The sequence below is a fragment of the Gottfriedia sp. OAE603 genome, assembly GCF_040543965.1.
GTDB lineage: Bacteria > Bacillota > Bacilli > Bacillales > Bacillaceae_G > Gottfriedia > Gottfriedia solisilvae.
This window is the reverse complement of record NZ_JBEUNN010000001.1, coordinates 533,376-549,759: the sequence shown is the minus strand read 5'-3', so window position 1 is coordinate 549,759 and position 16,384 is coordinate 533,376. Positions and strand designations below refer to the sequence as shown.

Annotated in this window: 17 protein-coding genes; 1 reads left to right on the top strand and 16 read right to left on the bottom strand. The window is 35.1% G+C overall.

Annotation, left to right across the window (positions count from 1 at the left end):
* Nucleotides 1-157: 157 nt before the first annotated feature.
* From ABID96_RS02650 to ABID96_RS02640, 3 genes are all read right to left on the bottom strand, one after another.
* Nucleotides 158-493: a hypothetical protein gene (locus tag ABID96_RS02650; protein ID WP_192603265.1), complete on the bottom strand. Its 336-nt coding sequence runs from the start codon at nt 491-493 to the stop codon at nt 158-160.
* A gap of 122 nt (nt 494-615) precedes the next feature.
* Complete coding sequence (gene abc-f, locus ABID96_RS02645; RefSeq protein ID WP_192603266.1) at nt 616-2,493, bottom strand: ribosomal protection-like ABC-F family protein; 1,878 nt, start codon at nt 2,491-2,493, stop codon at nt 616-618.
* Nucleotides 2,494-2,605: 112 nt separating this feature from the next.
* Nucleotides 2,606-2,737, bottom strand: coding sequence for an RAxF-45 family protein (locus tag ABID96_RS02640; protein ID WP_483301315.1), 132 nt, complete (start codon nt 2,735-2,737; stop codon nt 2,606-2,608).
* A 201-nt stretch (nt 2,738-2,938) separates the two neighbouring features.
* On the opposite strand from ABID96_RS02640, the gene ABID96_RS02635 reads away from it, so the two are divergent.
* Complete coding sequence (locus tag ABID96_RS02635; RefSeq protein WP_192603267.1) at nt 2,939-3,346, top strand: VOC family protein; 408 nt, start codon at nt 2,939-2,941, stop codon at nt 3,344-3,346.
* 47 nt (nt 3,347-3,393) lie between these two features.
* Here the strand turns inward: ABID96_RS02635 and map are convergent, their stop codons facing one another.
* The 13 genes from map to ABID96_RS02570 all read right to left on the bottom strand — a co-directional run bounded on the left by map (nt 3,394) and on the right by ABID96_RS02570 (nt 16,375).
* Complete coding sequence (gene map, locus ABID96_RS02630; RefSeq protein WP_192603268.1) at nt 3,394-4,140, bottom strand: type I methionyl aminopeptidase; 747 nt, start codon at nt 4,138-4,140, stop codon at nt 3,394-3,396.
* A 197-nt stretch (nt 4,141-4,337) separates the two neighbouring features.
* The gene (locus ABID96_RS02625; RefSeq protein ID WP_192603269.1) at nt 4,338-4,748 is read right to left on the bottom strand and encodes an NUDIX hydrolase; all 411 of its coding nucleotides are present in this window, start codon (nt 4,746-4,748) and stop codon (nt 4,338-4,340) included.
* Nucleotides 4,749-5,392: 644 nt separating this feature from the next.
* A complete protein-coding gene (locus ABID96_RS02620) occupies nt 5,393-5,635 on the bottom strand; it encodes a hypothetical protein (protein WP_088000674.1) in 243 nt (80 codons plus the stop codon).
* Nucleotides 5,636-5,712: 77 nt separating this feature from the next.
* Complete coding sequence (locus ABID96_RS02615) at nt 5,713-6,765, bottom strand: S66 family peptidase (protein WP_377896600.1); 1,053 nt, start codon at nt 6,763-6,765, stop codon at nt 5,713-5,715.
* 470 nt (nt 6,766-7,235) lie between these two features.
* The gene (gene nagA, locus ABID96_RS02610; RefSeq protein WP_192603271.1) at nt 7,236-8,378 is read right to left on the bottom strand and encodes an N-acetylglucosamine-6-phosphate deacetylase; all 1,143 of its coding nucleotides are present in this window, start codon (nt 8,376-8,378) and stop codon (nt 7,236-7,238) included.
* An 80-nt stretch (nt 8,379-8,458) separates the two neighbouring features.
* Complete coding sequence (locus ABID96_RS02605) at nt 8,459-9,394, bottom strand: ROK family protein (RefSeq protein ID WP_192603272.1); 936 nt, start codon at nt 9,392-9,394, stop codon at nt 8,459-8,461.
* A 1-nt stretch (nt 9,395) separates the two neighbouring features.
* Nucleotides 9,396-10,331, bottom strand: a complete 936-nt coding sequence (gene pfkB, locus ABID96_RS02600) for a 1-phosphofructokinase (protein ID WP_192603273.1) — start codon at nt 10,329-10,331, stop codon at nt 9,396-9,398.
* Between the two features lie 4 nt (nt 10,332-10,335).
* The gene (gene gatY, locus ABID96_RS02595) at nt 10,336-11,187 is read right to left on the bottom strand and encodes a tagatose-bisphosphate aldolase subunit GatY (RefSeq protein ID WP_192603274.1); all 852 of its coding nucleotides are present in this window, start codon (nt 11,185-11,187) and stop codon (nt 10,336-10,338) included.
* Nucleotides 11,184-12,395, bottom strand: a complete 1,212-nt coding sequence (locus ABID96_RS02590) for an SIS domain-containing protein (protein WP_192603275.1) — start codon at nt 12,393-12,395, stop codon at nt 11,184-11,186. Before ABID96_RS02590 ends, gatY begins: the two co-directional genes overlap by 4 nt.
* Before the next feature lie 67 nt (nt 12,396-12,462).
* Nucleotides 12,463-13,182: a GntR family transcriptional regulator gene (locus ABID96_RS02585; protein ID WP_192603276.1), complete on the bottom strand. Its 720-nt coding sequence runs from the start codon at nt 13,180-13,182 to the stop codon at nt 12,463-12,465.
* Between the two features lie 100 nt (nt 13,183-13,282).
* On the bottom strand, nt 13,283-14,548 hold the full coding sequence (locus tag ABID96_RS02580) for a Gfo/Idh/MocA family protein (RefSeq protein WP_192603277.1): 1,266 nt from the start codon (nt 14,546-14,548) through the stop codon (nt 13,283-13,285).
* A gap of 28 nt (nt 14,549-14,576) precedes the next feature.
* Nucleotides 14,577-15,335, bottom strand: a complete 759-nt coding sequence (locus ABID96_RS02575) for a carbohydrate ABC transporter permease (RefSeq protein ID WP_088001692.1) — start codon at nt 15,333-15,335, stop codon at nt 14,577-14,579.
* A gap of 89 nt (nt 15,336-15,424) precedes the next feature.
* Nucleotides 15,425-16,375 carry a carbohydrate ABC transporter permease gene (locus ABID96_RS02570; protein ID WP_377896597.1) on the bottom strand — a complete coding sequence of 317 codons (951 nt, stop codon included), beginning with the start codon at nt 16,373-16,375 and terminating at the stop codon, nt 15,425-15,427.
* Nucleotides 16,376-16,384: the final 9 nt, after the last annotated feature.

The following is a 16,384-nucleotide window of genomic DNA, read 5'->3' as shown; positions in this document are numbered from 1 at the left end:
ATATTACAAGTTTAACATATCTATATACTAAACATATGTATAATTTATTGGTTAAAATTTGGTAGCCTGAATTTCCATTATTATCGTTATTAAGTGAACAAAAATAAGAAAAAGCTGATCAATATAGTTTATATTGATCAGCTTTTATAGTTTTCAATTATACAAAAACCCAACCAAATCCTGGTATAAAGTACCATCTTCTACCTTGGAAGATGTAAAATCCACCTGACCAATAACCTCCAGGTCCTGGCCACGGATATCCATGTCCACCATGTCCGTGTCCACCTCCATGTCCGTGTCCGCCGCCGTGTCCGCCGTGTCCACCTCCATGTCCACCGTGTCCGCCTCCGTGACCGCCGTGTCCACCTCCATGTCCGCCGTGTCCACCTCCAGGTCCACCGTGTCCACCTCCAGGTCCACCGTGTCCACTTCCAGGTCCACCGTGTCCTTGACCTGGTGGGCTAGGATAACGTTCATATAAATAGTCGCTCATATGCTCACCACCTAAATTAGAAATTAAATCTTTATATCCTATGATTTAATTTTGGTAATGAGCATGTACTTTGTAATTTTGCTATTGTCATCTAACTCAAATTTTCATGTTGTCTACAATTATCAATCACACCAAGCTTCATATTGAACATATAATTCCTGGCATTTTTCTTCTAAGCTTTCTTTCTCCACATGGAGTTCTTGTAGTGTATCAATACTACTTTCTTCCATCATTAATCTATTTAACTCACTAATTTTTTGTTCAAATAATGCAATGTCTTTTTCAAGTTCATCAATACTTCTTTGTTTTTCTTTCTTAATTGGTTTTTCTTCTTTAGGTACTTCCGGTTTGGGATATTTTTCTTTTTTATTTTTACGTAAACTCATTTTTTCTTTTGCATGCTGATAGTCTTCAATAAATTCATGGATTGCGCCATCAGCTAACCAATAAATCTTAGAAAATAACATATTAATAAAGTAACGATCATGAGAAACAGATAAAATTGTACCTTTAAATTTTTCAAGTGCATCTTCTAACACTTCTCTTGACTCAATGTCCAGATGATTCGTTGGTTCGTCCACTACTAATAAATTAATATCCTGATACATGAGTTGAGCTAATCTTAGTCTCATTCGCTCTCCTCCACTTAGCTGGCCAACTTTTCTATAAACCATATAACCATAAAACAAAAAGCCTGCTAATATATTTCGAGCCTCTCCCTCTGTAACATGGACTTCTTCTCTGAACTCTTCAAGTACTGTATGCTCTGAATTGATTGCCTCATAATGTTGTGATAAGTAACCAATTTTGACATTGCTTCCTATTCTCAGTTTTCCTTCATCTACAGAAGCCTCACCAAGTAACATTTTTAATAAGGTCGATTTTCCAGTCCCATTATCACCAACAATAACCGCTCTTTCTCCATAATATAAAGAAAAATTAATATCCTTAAACAATACTTTATCCTGAAATGCTTTTGATAATTTCTCAGCTATTACAACATCTTTACCACTTCTACCAGCTTCTTCTAATTGAAATGCCATTTTCTTTTTTTGTAAAATAGGTCGTTTCAGTCTTTCAATTCTTTCTAATGCTTTTTCCATACTTCTTGCGCGTCTATGCAGTCCAGCATTAGGTGGATTAGCCTGATTTGCCCACTCTCTCAACCGCTTAATTGTTTCTTTCATTTTTTGAATTTTCTTTTGTTGTTCTTCATAAGCTTGGAATTCTTTTAAGAGTCTCTCTTCTTTTTGAATTACGAATTGTGAGTAATTAGAATGGTATACTGATATTTCTCCATCTTCTAATTCCAAAATACTCGTTACAACCTCGTCTAAAAAGTAACGGTCATGAGAAATTGTCATAATCGTACCTTCATATTCTTTTAAAAATGCTCCTAACCACTCAATCGCAGATAAATCTAAGTGATTTGTTGGTTCATCAAGCAATAAAAGATCAGGTTTTTGTAATAATACAATTCCTAGTCCTATCTTGGTTTTTTCTCCTCCACTTAAAGAAGCAAATTTCTTAGATAATAAATCATTAATCCCTAAACCATTAACAATCTTTGAAAGCTCTGCTTCCATTTCATATCCACCATTTAAGGCGAATTTTTCTTGTAATACACCGTAGTTACTTAGCAATTGATTAAGCGAACGATCATCTGATATATTTGCCATCTCGATTTCTAGTTGTTTCATGTCACTTTCAATTTTTCTTAAGTCCTCAAACACTGTTAATAACACATCACGACTTGTCATTTCTTCTGGGAAAGAAGGAATTTGAGCTAAATAACCAGCCTTTAATCCTTTCTTAAAATGAATAGCCCCGCTATCTGGTGCTTCAATTCCTGTTAATAGTTTAAATATACTTGTTTTTCCGCTACCGTTCGCTCCAACTAGTCCCACTCGACTACCTTGGTTTATTTGAAAAGATAAATCGGTAAAAAGTGTGTTTCCACCAAACATTTTTGAAATTTTTTCTATACTACATGCAATCATTATGATTCTCCATTCTATTCACCGTACAAATTCCATAGAAAAAAGCCATGGGTCAATAAACTCATCCATGGCTCTCAATAATGATTCATTAAAGTGCGATCACACATTAAACTTATTTTATGAAGTCGTAGGAAAGAGTACGTTTCTTTATTTGAGTTGATAAATTGTTAAAAAAGGACACACGTATCCCGTTAACAGTTAAAAACGCAAATTTCGCACGACAAAAATATAAAAATTCTACCATTTGCGCGCACACCATTTGAAAACGTAACATCTTTCCTGCACCCCCTTTTCGTCCTAAATTTATCTAAATTATAAAATAACTTAGCATTTTGTACAATACTTAATTTATTTGGTTATACTTATTTTGTGCATTAGTATTTACATAATTTTGAAAATTAACCAAAATATTAATAAAACTAGATAATTAAAGAGGAGAAATGAAATGAAAAAGTTATTACCGCATATTTATATTGAGAATTGTAAAGAAGTAATTGAATACTATCAGCAAGTTTTTGGTGGAGAAATTAAAAATACACAAACAGGTGATGGAATGGAGATGTTTAAAGGCCATGAAGGAAAATACATTCATGCTGAACTCCATATAAATGAAGATTGCGTTATGTATTTTGCAGATGTTTTTACTCCTCTAACAAAAGGAAATAATATTTGGACTATGCTTGAAATGAGTTCTGAAGAAGAGATTCATTCTATTTATCAAACATTATCAAAAAATGGTGAAATTAAAATGGAACTTCAAGATACATTCTGGGGTGCAAGATATGCAGTTGTAACAGATCAATTCGGATTAACTTGGGAGTTAAATTTAAGTAAAGTACATGCCTCAGAATGATAAATAAAAAAAGCGAAAACCTACGATTAGATTTTCGCTTTTTTGTTTTAAAGTTGTGTTAATATAATTGGTTCACCTTTTGTAACAACAATTGTATGCTCACATTGTGCCACTAAACTTTTATCAGGTGTTACAAATGTCCAACCATCACCTGATTCAATAATATGATCAGCATTTGCTGATACAAATGGCTCAACTGCTAACACTAAACCATCTTTCAGTAATGCCCCGTCCATAGGATCAAAATAATTTAAAATATGCTGTGGTTTTTCGTGAAGACTTTTACCAATTCCATGCCCAGTTAAGTTTTCAATGACATTAAATCCATATTTACTTGCCTCATTAAATACCGCTCGGCCAATTTGATTTTGTTTAGATCCTGCCTTTGTTTTTTTCATTGCAGCCCAAAATGCATCTTCTGCAGCTTTACAAAGTTTTTCCTTTAAAAGATCACCTTTTCCAATCACAAATGAAATTCCAGTATCAGCATAAAATCCATCTAATGCTGCTGATACATCAATATTCACTAAGTCACCTTCCCTAAGTACGCGATCACTCGGAATACCATGTGCAACTTCTTCATTAACACTGATACATGTAGTTCCTGGAAAATCATATTCTTTTTGAGGTGCTGAAGTTGCACCATGTTCATCTAATACTTTTTTGCCGATTTCATCTAGTTCTTTAGTAGTCATTCCTGCCTTCGCTTTTTCTTTCATCTCTTCTCTAGCTAAAGCAACAATGCGGCCGATTTTTCGTAAAGCTTCTAGTTCTTGTTCATTATTTATAATCATTATATTTTTACTCCTGATTCGTTATTGAAATTTGTCTACCCATTATTATGCCATAATATTACTATGTTATAGTTTTTTGATTACTTATACAATGAATTTATTTCAATTTTGATGTAAAAAATTACTGAAAAATAGTTTTGATAAACAGTTGAAAGAGTCTCAAAATGGCTTGAGACTCTCTTCAAATTTATATTAGATTAACCTTGGAATGTATATGGTACAGACGACTTTAATAAGCTTTTTATTCCTAGTTTATGAAACGGCATTAATTGATCTGCTGTTTCAATATCTATCCATTTAATTTGTAATATCTCATCAGGATATTTGATAGAAATATCACCACCAATTATCTTTGCAGAAAAAGTAATTAATAAAGCATGATGATCCCTTTCTGGGAAAAACGCTTCATTAATGGCGACTACATAATCTACTTCAACCTCTAACCCTGTTTCCTCTAAAGTTTCCCTAACAGCTGCTTGTTTTAACGTTTCGTTTGGCTCCACCGCACCACCAGGCAATGTCCAAATTAGATTTTCATTTTGAACCATTAATACAGTTTGATCGTCTTCATTATAAATAAGAGAATAAACGACATTCACATTCTTCATTTTATTGTCTCCTTTTAGGATTTTTTAATATGATTCGTATCATTTAAAAAGCGTATATATCTACCTTTTTCATTTAACTCTATAAGGTGAATACCTGTATCACCTGTATAAAATCCAAATTCAGTCTCGATTGGCATTTTTAAAAAGGAGTGTCACCCTCTCTTTTTAAGGTTTTCTTTATAAGAATAATATGGATATGGATATACGATTAAATTGACTGCGTTTTTCCACGTATGAATAATCGACATCTTCGCTCGTTACAAATGGAGTAGCAGATCCACGTTTTCTTAAACAAAGTCTCACTATTTAATTTCAAGATACTTTTTTAGTCAGATTCTTTCTAAAGGATTTCTTTTGATAATCTTTTATGAAGCATACTGTTTTTACATAAACAGTAGGAGCGGAAGGTGCTCGACTCCTGTGTGGGAGTAGCGGGACAGGTGAGACCCAACAGGAGTGAATGCGACGAGGAGGCTCAGCGCACGCCCCAAGGAAAGCGAGCATCCTGGAGTGGAAATCAACACATATCTTTGTTTAATAGCAATAAAGTTTACAAAACCTTATTTAAATATAAACATTAACAGAGCCTTAATTTTAAAAACAAAAACGATTCTTATAGCAAGAACCGTTCTTCAAGGTATCCTTTATTTTTCTATATGTCTCTCATAAACTAAATACGAATACAATCGATATAAAATTGGAAACACCATAAAAACAGCTAAAAAGATCATCGTATCCTCTTTAATAAAAAAACTAACAATCAAAACGATTAAGGCAAAAAAAGCGAGTATATTACCTGAAAATCCATTAACTGGTTGATTATTTAAAAATAATGTCTTAACGCCTTTTAAATCCTTTGCATAGCAATCTTCATGATATGGAATCACTTCAAAAAATATTGTTGCGGTTACTAAATCATCTCGTACTTTTATTTCTTTTAAACACTTATCACAATAGATTTGCTTCAGAAGAATCTCTCCTTATTAAATATAAACCAAGCTTTTATTTTAAAATATTGAATCACTTTCCCTTTGCCTTCATCAACTTCTATCTCAGCATAAGCACCATTGATGAAAGTAATTTGTGGAGGTTCATGACCACAATCAATATCAAACACAACTGGGATACCTAATTCTTCACTAAGTTCGTTGTAAACATCTTCTATCATGTAATTTTCTACTGATTGATTTGCTGAACTACGTCCGAATAAAATTCCTGAACAATTCTCAAACCAACCTGCTAATTTCATCTGTACCAAGGATCTTCTTAAGTCTGTTGTATTTAAATCACAGTTTTCTAAATACCAAATAACTGCCTCATCTGGTATGAATTTTTCTTTAAATGCTTGAACATCTCCATATGGAGTTCCAATTAAATGTCTAATGATATCAATACAACCACCAAGTAAACGGCCTTGAATCATTTCTTTTTTATGTGAAACTGTTTTCCAATATGTTTCCTCAGTTAAATGAAAGACACATGGAGAAGGATCAGCATGATTCCATTCTTTTTGGTATCGTTCAGAAGAGTATTGTGTAATAGCACCTTCTTTTTTTGTTGATAAAACAGATTCCCACATCGCTGTCGTATCATCAGCAAATTGTCCTCTTAAATCTAATAAGTTGGTACCATGTGCAGTAGCCATACCTGTTTTCAATGTAATTGCTAAAAGAATGCTGCTCGTATCGGAATAGCCTAATATCCACTTCTCTTTTACATGATCGTAATCAATTTGATCAATCATCTCAATTGCTAATTCCCCACCCCAAGGCGGAATAATCAAATCAATCTCATCATCTTTCATCATATGATTAAACTCAATTGCCCTTTTTTCAGCAATTGCGGATGTAGCTTTATCCTGCGTCCAAACCGTATCACCACAAATTACTTTGTAGCCATAGTCTTCCATCCGACGACAAGCTTGCTTAAATATATTATGTAAATCTAACGGTACTCCAGATGATGGAGCTGTTACACCAATCTTTGAATTCTTCTCAAAAAACGGATATTTAATCATAGAATCACCTATTTGCTTTTAGTTGATTCTATTAAAATCTAATTATATAAACAAGACTTTTTTGTAATTTTTAAAAAAAGATACCTATTTATTGGTTCTACGATTCCTTATCGAGAGGCTCTGTTAAGAAGGAATGTTGATTTCCGTTTCAGGATGCTCGCTTTCCATGGGGCGAGAGCTTTAGCCTCTTTGGTCCACACGATATGGATCATGCATGCGTTACGACAGGACGTCGTGTTTTTAGCATGCCTACCCTACTTGTGAGGGGTCTCACCCTTCCCGCTACTCCCATAGGAGCCTCGCACCTTCCACTCCAATCAATCTCTTTAAATATTCTAAACTTAAAATTCTATAAGATATTTTTCGAATATGTCTTTTGTAAAATATCAACAATTAACATTAACAGAGCCTATCAATAAAATACTTAATTATTTAATTAATTACTAGTCAAACTCCGCTTTATTATTGGATCAGTCACTATAAACGATTTCTCCATTCACAAACGTAACTTTAACGTTTAATTCTTTGTCTACCAGAACAATGTTTGCTTTTTTACCACTCTCTAAGCTACCAACTTCATGGTCAATTTTTAGCAGTTTTGCTTGGTTAAGACTGACCATAGGTAAAATCCTTTCAAGTGGAATTTCTAAAACATCTTTTACATTCTTGAGACATTCCATTAAATTAGTTGTACTCCCAGCTAAAGAACCTGTTTCTACTGTCCTTGCGATTTTATTTTCTACTTTTACCGCTAAAGTTCCAAGGGAATATTGACCATCTGGTAAATCAGCTGCGGCCATGGAGTCGCTAATTAATAATATGTGATCATTCCCTTTAGACTTATAGAGTAGCTTTATTGCACCAGGATGAACATGCTGCAAATCAGCAATACACTCACAATAACAATGATCATTCGTAAGGACAGCTCCAACGCACCCCGGATCACGATGATTAAATCCTCTCATTCCATTATAAGTATGAACAGCGATCCTTGCCCCCTGTTCAATTGCCTTATTTGTTATATCATAGTCCGCATTCGTATGACCAATCGAAACATGAATTCCTTTTTCTGTTAAAAACTGTATTGCGTCAATTGCTAGTTTTTTTTCTGGAGCAATTGTCATGACTTTAATCGTATTGTTTGAAACCTCAATTAACTCAGTCAGCTCACTCAAAGAAAGATCTCGCATAAATTTAGTTGGATGTGCTCCACGATATTCAGGTGTAATATATGGTCCCTCTACATATGAACCAATGATTTCAGCGCCTCTTGTTTGACCAATCGCTTCACTGACAATCTTTACCGCATTCTTAATCTTTTCAAAATCATGGGTGAGCGTCGTTGGTAAAAATCCTGTTACCCCATGTCGGACAAGTGACGTAGACATTTCTTGTAAAGAATTGATACTTCCATCCATTGTGTCATTACCAGCAAGTCCATGAATATGAAGGTCAATCATGCCCGGGATGGCTGCATATCCAGAGTAGTCCAAAATCTCACAAGAAGGCTTTTTTGTTGTAATGTTAATTATTTTTCCATCTTCAATTAATAGATAACCGGTATCGATTACTTGCTGATGTGCATAAATTTCTTTTGCCTTAATCGCTTTCATTTCATTGCCTCCCATCTATAAAAAACAATTACAGACTAAAGGCAACACCTCTAGCGATGCTGCCTTTTAACTGATTAAAATTATACTTGTAAGTGACTTAGTCTTTTTAATGTTAAGTAACATGCACCATACATTCCCGCGTCATTTCCTAAAGCTGAAGGAAATACTATGTCGTCCTGATTATGATAAATTGGCATCATTTCCTTTTTAATCTCAGTGTTGATGTCTTTTAAAAATTGATCATTTTGCTCAGCAATACCGCCGCCGATTATGATTGCCTCTGGATTAAGTAGATGTACTATGTTTACCAAGCCTATACTTATATATGAAACAAATCTCTTATATACCATTGAAGCAACTGGATCTTTTTCATTTACCAACTGGAGAATTTGCTCACCAGAAACATTTTCCAATATGACCCCTTGTTTCTTTTTTTCCTCTATATAATCATTTACAAAAGCAGACGTAGCAGCATAGCGTTCATAGCAGCCTCTTCGACCACATCCGCAAGTCCGTCCATTTGCGACAATAACCGTATGACCTAATTCACCCGCTAATTGATGGGATCCATTAACAATATTCCCGTCTATAATAATCGAACTACCTATTCCAGTTCCTAATGTTAAAAACATCACGTTTTGCTTCCCTTGAATGGCACCCTTCCACATTTCACCTAAGCAAGCGCTTTTCACATCGTTTTCAACGACTACTGGTAATTCAATTGACTTAAATAGAGTTTCAGCTAATTTCATTCCAGAATAGCCTGGTAAATTATTAGAAAAGAGAATTTCGCCCTTTTCATGATTTACAAGACCACAAGAGGAAATTCCGATTCCAGTTATTGCAAAATCATTTTGAAGTAATTTTACCTTCTCAATAATCAGTTCAGGAAGTAACGTTTGAGTATCATGTTTAGGTGTTATCGCTTTATCTTTAAACATCATTTGACCTTTTTGGTCGATTAGACCATATTTGATAAATGTACCACCGATATCAAAACAAATAATATAGTCCAACCTATACACCCCCTATTAATTCCTTCACCTCGATGAAGTTCAAAAAGTAATGTACTTGCGATAAATCAATTTCCCCTGTTCTCTCAGATGATGCATTTGACATTCCGCAGGCACATGCCCACTTGAGCACTTCTTCAATTGAATCTCCTTTTGAATGGGCGTATGTGAATCCGGCGAGCATACTATCTCCTGAACCTACTTGATGAACTGACGTCAAGGTCGGAATATTTGCCTGAAGAACTCTGCCACTACTTATTAATAGTGCACCTTGTTTACCTAATGAAAGAAGGACGAATTTTATTCCCTTCTGACAAATGGCCCGAGCATGTAGGAGCATTTCCTCTAAGGTAGCATCCTTTTTTCCAATCAACTTACAAAGTTCTTCCCTATTGGGTTTTATTAAGAAGGGATTACCTTGAATCCCCTTTTCTAAGGCCTCATTGCTTGTATCTAAAAGCAAGTACTTCCCTTTTTGTTTCGCCTTCGCTGCCAACTGTCGATAAAAATCCGACGTCAATCCACATGGCAGACTGCCAGAAACAACAATGTATTGATTCGTATCAAGGAGCCTATCAAAATTCTCCAAAAACTCTTCTCTTTCATTTTCCTCTATCAAAGGACCTTGTTCAAGAATTTCTGTATGACTTTCACTTGATTCAATTGCTAAACAGAATCTTGTGTTACCCTGGATTGGTACAAATTGATTGATCAATTCCCATTTTGGAAATTGATCAGCGATCCATTCACCGCTTTTTCCTCCTAGAAATCCTGTGCAGGTTACTTTAACTCCTAATTGTGATAGTACACGAGAAACGTTTAATCCCTTTCCTCCTGCAGTTTTATCCACTATGGAAACACGGTTCACCTCATCCAGCTGAAAAACTGGAAGATTGTATCTAATATCTATGGCTGGGTTTAATGTAACTGTTGCAATCATTCTACTAACCTCGATTCACACTACCACACATTTTGATTTTATCTGCAACGACTTTTTTCATTTCAATAACTGCTTCTTGAAAATAATATCTTGGGTCATTTGCATCTGGGTGTTCTTGTAAATATCTACGAAGTCCTTTTACGAAAGCCATTTTTAATTCAGTAGCAATATTTACTTTGCAGATACCTCTCTCGATTGTTCTTTGAACTAAGTCATCTGACAAACCTGAAGCGCCATGGAGAACAAGCGGAATATTAACTTCCCTTTGAATGGCTGCTAAACGATCGATATCTAATTTTGGTTCCCCTTTATAAAGTCCATGAGCAGTACCTATTGCGACGGCCAGTGAATCAATTCCAGTTCGAGAAACAAACTCCTGAGCCTGCATCGGATTAGTGTAAATCTGATCCCTTTCATCCACTTCCAAGTCATCTTCTATCCCACTAAGTCTGCCAAGCTCCGCTTCAACGGCTACGCCAAATGGAGCTGCGTACTCCACAACTTCATGGACGATTCTAACATTTTCCTCAAAGTCATAATGCGATGCATCTATCATGACAGATGAAATGCCCATTTGGATCAAAGTCTTAATATCCTCCACTTTTTCATGATGATCGAGGTGGAAACAGATTGGAATATCGTAGCTTTTTTTAGAGGCTTCCATCATACCAATTAAAAAATCCTGACCAATGTAGCGCACAGTACTTGGTGTAGCAGCGATCATAACTGGGGATCGTAGCTCTTGTGCAGTTTCTAAAACAGTTTTCATCGTCTCTAAGTTATGAATATTAAAAGCTGGTACTGCGTAGCCCTTTGACTGTGCATCTAATAGAATCGCACTTCTTGAAGTAATCATGATAAATCTCCTCCATTATTCGGATCTTTAGCATAAGGGTGGATGGTAACGCCTTTCACAACTCTATTAACAACGCCTGATGGAGATGGATTATCTGGAGAAAATCCAAGATTAATAGATTTATACATAGCAAATGTTTGAGCATATAAGATATATGGGAAAGTAAGTAAAATATCATTATTTATCTTCGGAAGATCCACATGATAGAAAAGATCACAATGATTTACAGACATTTCATCCTTAATGGAAGATATCGCCACAACCTTTCCTCGATCTGTTTCTCGATAGATTTCTTCTAAAATATCCAAATCGTATTGTCTTGTATAGGGGTGACTTGATAAGAACACGAATACAATTGTTTCTTTATCTAAAATTGATTTTGGACCATGACGGAAACCTAAGGATGTATCAAAGGTAGATGGAATCGTTCCACCTGTTAGTTCCAATAATTTTAAAGAAGCTTCTCTTGCTAATCCTTCAAATACACCAGACCCTAAATAAACAACCTTTGAAAATGTAGAGGCAGCTAGTTCTTTTACACTTTTTTCACTTTCACTGATAATGGAATTTCCTGCTTGAACAAGATCATCAAGCGTTTTCTCCAATGTATGAATATGTTTAACATGAGATAGAAGTAAAACAGATAGAAGCATAGTTGTAAAACTGCTTGTCATCGCAAAGCCTTGGTCATTTGCTTCAGTTGGCATATAAATGACTAAGTGATTTGGATCATTTTTCTTTTTCTCAGCTAAAAGTCCATCTGGATTACATGTAAAAATAATGCCATAAAAATCTTTTATGATTTGCTCACCTAAGTTAACCGCTGCTAAACTCTCTGGGCTATTTCCAGAACGTGCAAAGGAAATCATAATTGTTGGAAAGTTTTCATCTAAAAACGAATCGGGATTTGAAACAATATTCGTTGTAGCAATACTTTCTACCACTATTTTTTTGTTATTCACAATTCCTTTTAGATGCGGAAGGATGGTATCACCTACAAAAGCTGAAGTTCCAGCACCAGTCAAAATGATACGTAATTGATCATGCTTATTTTTAATACTTGTTAAAAATGAAAGAATTCGATCTCTATGATATAAAATAATTTCCTTTGTCTCGTTCCATAATCTAGGCTGCTGGGCTATTTCTTTTGCTGTATGGCTGGCACCTACATTCATTCTCTCGAATTCACTTGATTTTAATAGCTCCATTTTTCTCCTCCTATTAAACAGTTAATGTCGTCATTACCAGTTAGGTTAAAATAGATACATAAAGTATCTATTTCAGTTCTACTGTATAAGTAAATTTGTCACCTCTAGCAATAGAAATCGTGTATTCAATCACTTTGCTTTGGTCATAGGTAATACGTTTTAACATAAGACATGGTGCACCTTCATTTATGTTTAACATGTCTGATTCCACATTATTTGCACTAACTGCCATAAAGCTCTCCAATGCTCTAGAAATTTTCACATTATACTGGGAACGAAAAATTTCATACATTGGTGTCATCTCTAATTCCTGACTAGAAAGATTTTTAAAATCTTTGACTGGAACATACGATGTTTCGTATAACATTGGATCCTGGTCAGCAAGCCTTAACCGAACAATCTTAAATACTTCTTCTTCAACCGGTAGATCCATGACTTTTGCAATTTTAATATCACAAAATACTTTCTCAAATGAAACGACCTGAGTGGTTGGAAGTTTTCCGACTTTTTTCATCTCTTCTGTAAAACTATAAAACTTAACAAGACTTTGATTATGGGTTCTTGGTGAGACATACGTACCTTTACCATGAACCTTATAAATAAACCCCTGTTTTTCCAATTCCTGCATTGTTTGCCTAACAGTTGTCCGGCTCACTCGGTAGGAATCACATAATTCTCGTTCAGATGGAAGTTGATCGTTTTCAACAAGTTCACCTGATTCGATTTTTTCTAATAAAATGTCCATTAATTGATAATACAGAGGAAGTCGAGAATCCTTTTCTACCATGATATGCTCCTTTAGGTGGTATCTTTGTCATAACCAGTTATTAATAAGTATATTATACATAATATTGAAAAAGTTACCACATTTTGCAGCAGTAGATTTTTTATAAAACTTCCTCTTTTATCTCTTTCAAATTTTCCACATATTCTTTTAATGATACGATTGCACCTGTAACTCTTGATTCCTCAGCTGCATAGGCAATCATGTGACTTTGCGCAGAAACAATTGCGGATGTTAAACTGCGATTACTTTTCTGTTTTACACTATAAATAAAGTCCGCCATTATACTTGTATCTGCACCCATATGCCCTCCATCTACTGTTTCAGGATGGATTATTTCTTTTTTCCCTGAAAAATAATTGATCTCGAGCTCATTTTTTGCGTCATTACCATTAATTTCGCCTTTTGTACCCATGATTTTAAAGTTTCGGAAGGTTTCCTTTGTAAAAGCAGTCATGGTGAAGGCAACTGTCACATCATTATCAAACAATAAATTAACTACTTGATGGTCAACTACATCATTATCACAATGATACACACAGCGACCATATGGACCTTCTTGAATCGCCTTTAATCTACTTTCTATACTTGAATCTGCCGAAATGACATTAGCTGGCCAAACATCACGATCGTGTAAATACCATTTAGCAGCTGAATATGGACATTCTTTTTCCACCTTGCATCCATCCAAACAGCGATATGTTGAACCTTCTGGAGCATTTTCCTTTTTAAAATAAGATAAACTTCCGTAAGAAGAAACACTTTGACATTCCTTACCTATTAACCAGGCTAGCATATCCATATCATGACAGCTTTTTTGAAGGATCATCGGGCTTGATTCCCCTGAATTGCGCCAGTTACCACGAACAAAGCTATGTGCTTGATGAAAATATCCAACATTCTCATTCCATTGAATAGATACAATTTCTCCGATTGCTTTTTGGTCAATGATTTCTTTTAATGCTTGATAAAATGGAGCATATCGCATCACATGACAAACCGTTAATAATGTATTGTTTTTGCTAGCTGCTTCGGCAATTTTTAATGTCTCATGTGGAACCGGTGACATTGGTTTCTCTAGTAAAATACTATATCCTTTTTCAATTGCTTTCATAACCGGTTTAAAATGGTTCCGATCTGGACTGCATATTAAGAGAGCCTCACAAAGCTGTTCTTTTTCTAAAAGCTCCGTCCAATCTTCAAATCTCATATTCTCTGGAATATTATGTGCTTCGGCAAATTTCTCTCGCTTTTCTTTATTTGGTTCAGCTACCGCAATGAATTGAATTTCATGTGGATATTGAAGAGCATACGATCCGTATGCATAAAAACCCCTGCTTCCCGCTCCGATTAATGCTGCTTTCATCATCAGTTTCCTCCTAGCTTTATTAAATCCTTTATTTTCCGCCTGTTATGGCAATTCCTTCAATAAATTGCTTTTGCAGAATCATAAATAAGATAAGCATTGGTACGATTGCTAAAAAAGATCCTGCCATTAATACCGGATAGTTTGTTAAATATTGGCCTTGCAACGAAGACAAACCTACTGATAGGGTCATAGATTCTGGTGAACTATTAACAATCATTGGCCACATTAACTCATTCCAGCTCCAAAGAGTTGTAAAAATTCCTAAAGCAACTAAACCTGGTTTTGCTAGAGGTAGCATAACGCGCCAGTAAATTTGAAAATGATTACACCCATCCAATCTAGCGGCTTCCTCTAACTCCTTTGGAAGCCCCATAAAAAACTGACGTAATAAGAATGTACCAAATGCACTAAATAAACCAGGAACTACCACAGCCTGTAAAGTGTTTAACCATCCTAATTTCACCATAATCATATATTGCGGTAGTAAAAAAACTTGCCCTGGTACCATTAAAACAGATAATGCTACTAAAAACAGAACATTTCTACCTGGAAATTCTATCCTCGCAAATGCATAGGCAGCTAGTGAACATAAAAATAATTGGCCAGCTGTCCGAAGAACAGTAACGATTAAGGTGTTAAGCATAAATTTAAAAAAAGGAAGTAATGTAAAAACTTCTTTATAGTTTTCCCATTGAAAATCCTTTGGAATGATTACAGGTGGAACATGAATTGACTCCGCATAAGTCTTTAATGAAGTGAGGAACATCCAAATAAAAGGTAGTACCATCGCAACGGCGCCGACTATTAGGATGATATGGATTAATAGTGTTTTACTTGTAACAAGCTGTCTCGTTTTTTCCAATGGTTACTCCTCCTTTAATCATAATGAACCCATTTTTTCTGTAAAACCATTTGAATCGCAGTAATGATGAGAATAATAATGAGTAATAGAACAGCGATTGCGGCTGCATAGCCCTTATCGTTTAACACGAATGCATGCTGATAAAATAAATACACAATAGATTGCGTCTTTTCCAATGCTGTACTGCCTTTTCCAATCATCATGAAAATTAAATCAAACACTTGAAATGCCCCAATAAAGGACATAATCGTAACGAAGAAAATGACTGGAGATAGTAATGGTAGGGTTATTTTAAAGAACACCTTGATTGGACCTGCACCATCAATTTCCGCTGCTTCGTAATACGTCTTCGGTATTCCCTGCAAACCTGATAAGAAAATGACTACGTTATAGCCAATTCCACTCCAAATTGCTACTACTACGATTGAATACAATGCAATTTTCGGATCACTTACCCATTGTGGACCCTTTATCCCAATAAGAGATAAAAGATAATTAAGGAGTCCATAATCTGAATTATAGAGCCATCTCCACACCATTGCGATCGCAGCTGGCATTGTAATTACTGGTAAAAAATATAACGTTCGATAAACGGATTTCCCCTTAATTTTCTGGTTTAAGAGAACAGCTACTAGAATCGAAAGGAAAATTCCAATTGGAACTGTAAATAAAATATAAATGCCAGTATTCTTGAATGACTGTAAAAGATTAGCATCATCTACCATTCGTTTATAGTTGTCTAACCCCGTCCACTCATACTGCCCAAATGCTCCCCATTCTGTAAAACTAAAGTAAATCGTTTGAAGTATTGGCCACAGGTAAAAAACCAATAAGCCTAGCATGGTAGGAGCAATCATCAGATACGCCCAAAAGAAATCGGAACGTTTTCTTGTTTTGCTTAAGTTTGGTACCTTCAATTTTCTTCTTTTCGCGTTTACTTCAACTTGTAGAGGAATTTCCTTCACTATACTCCC